Here is a 1,871-nt window from a genome sequence, read left to right as displayed (position 1 = left end):
CCGAGCTGGGCGTGGTGATCCCGCCATCCATCCCGCTGATTCTGTTTGGTGTTTCGGCCGAAGTCTCCATCGGTGAGTTGTTCATCGCCGGCTTCGGGCCGGGTCTGTTGATCGGCGGCGCCTTGATGCTGTTCGTGCACCTGTGGTGCCGCTTCAAAGGCCTGGGCAAGACCGACGGCGATGGCCGCAGCCCTTTGTGGGTGGCCACACGCGAAGCCTGCTGGGCCTTGCTGATGCCGGTGATCATTCTGGGCGGCATTTACGGCGGTGTGTTCACCCCCACCGAAGCGTCGGTGGTGGCGGTGTTCTATGCGCTGGCGGTGGGTTTGCTGGTGCACCGCGAACTGAAACTGGCCAACGTGGTGGCGGTGTTTCGCAAGTCGGTGATCTCCAGCGCGGTGATCATGTTCATCATCGCCAACGCCGGTCTGTTCGCTTTCCTCATCACCCGCGCCGGCATACCGGACGCGATCGGCGTGTGGCTGACCGAAGTGCTGAAATCCCCGGCCTGGTTCCTGCTGGGCGTGAACGCGGCCTTGTTTGTGATCGGCATGTTCATCGAAACCTCGGCCGCCATCATCGTGCTCGCGCCCATCCTGGTGCCTGTGGCGGTGCACTTCGGGGTAGACCCGGTGCACTTCGGCATCATCATGGTGGTCAACCTGGCCATGGGCATGATCACGCCGCCGTTTGGTGTGAACCTCTTCGCCGCCTGCACGGTCGCCAAGATTTCGCTGGACCGCATCATCGGCCACCTGCTGCCCTTCGTGCTGGTCATCATGGCCTGCCTCATGCTCATCACCTACGTGCCGCAAATTTCGCTGGCTTTGCGCGATGTGGTGTTCGCCAAGCCCGTGGTTTCAGCACCTGCGATCGGGCCGGCCATCGGCCCTCAATAACCCTTCCGGAATCCACCATGCCACTGCACCACATTGCCAACACCGCCGTGCGCTCGGCCTCGGGCCAGACCCTGCCCGTGATCGATCCCGCCACCGGTGAAACCTACGACACCATCGAACGCGGCAACGCCGCCGACATCGACCAGGCGGTCAGCGCCGCGCGCCATTGCCTGGACACCGCCTGGAGCAAGTTCACCGCCGCCGAGCGCGGCCGTCTGCTGATGCAGCTCAGTGCCAAAGTGGCCGAGCATGTGGACGAGCTGGCGGCCATCGAACAACGCGATTGCGGCAAACCCACCAAACAGGCCCGCGCCGATGCCGTGGCCCTGGTGCGCTACTTCGAGTTCTACGCCGGGGCTGGCGACAAGCTGCACGGTGACACCATTCCTTATCTTGATGGTTACAGCGTGATGACCTGGCGCGAGCCGCACGGCGTGACCGGCCACGTGGTGCCGTGGAACTACCCGATGCAGATCTTCGGCCGCAGCGTGGGCGGCGCACTGGCGGCGGGCAACGTTTGCGTGGTCAAGCCGTCGGAAGACGCTTGTCTGTCGCTGATCCGTGTGGCCGAGCTCGCCGCCGAAGTGGGTTTTCCCGCAGGTGCGATCAACATCGTCACCGGCTACGGCCATGAGGTGGGCGATGCGCTGGCACGCCACCCGGGCATCGACCACATCAGCTTCACCGGCAGCCCGCGCGTGGGTACCTTGATCCAGCAAGTGGCCGCTGAGCGCCATTGCCCGGTCACGCTGGAGCTGGGCGGCAAGGGGCCGCAGATCGTGTTCGACGACGCCGACATCGACGCCGCCCTGCCATTCATCGTGAACGGCATCGTGCAAAACAGCGGCCAGACCTGCAGTGCGGGTTCGCGCCTGCTGGTGCAGCGCAGCGCCTACGAAGCGGTGTTGCAGCGCGTCGGTGAAGCCTTTTCGGCCTTGCGCGCCGGCGCACCCAAGATGGACCTGGACCTGG

2 protein-coding genes are annotated in these 1,871 nt (G+C 64.7%); both read left to right on the top strand.

Translation table 11 applies throughout. The features are described 5' to 3' along the window. On the top strand, nt 1-899 hold an 899-nt coding region (locus ABYB95_RS22680; RefSeq protein WP_372662353.1), incomplete at its 5' end, for a TRAP transporter large permease. 17 nt (nt 900-916) lie between these two features. After that, on the top strand, nt 917-1,871 hold a 955-nt coding region (locus ABYB95_RS22675), incomplete at its 3' end, for an aldehyde dehydrogenase family protein (protein WP_372662350.1).

This window comes from Hydrogenophaga sp., assembly GCF_041633695.1.
Classification (GTDB): Bacteria; Pseudomonadota; Gammaproteobacteria; order Burkholderiales; family Burkholderiaceae_C; genus Hydrogenophaga.
Note: the sequence above shows the minus strand (reverse complement) of the source record. Positions and strands in the feature narration are given on the sequence as shown.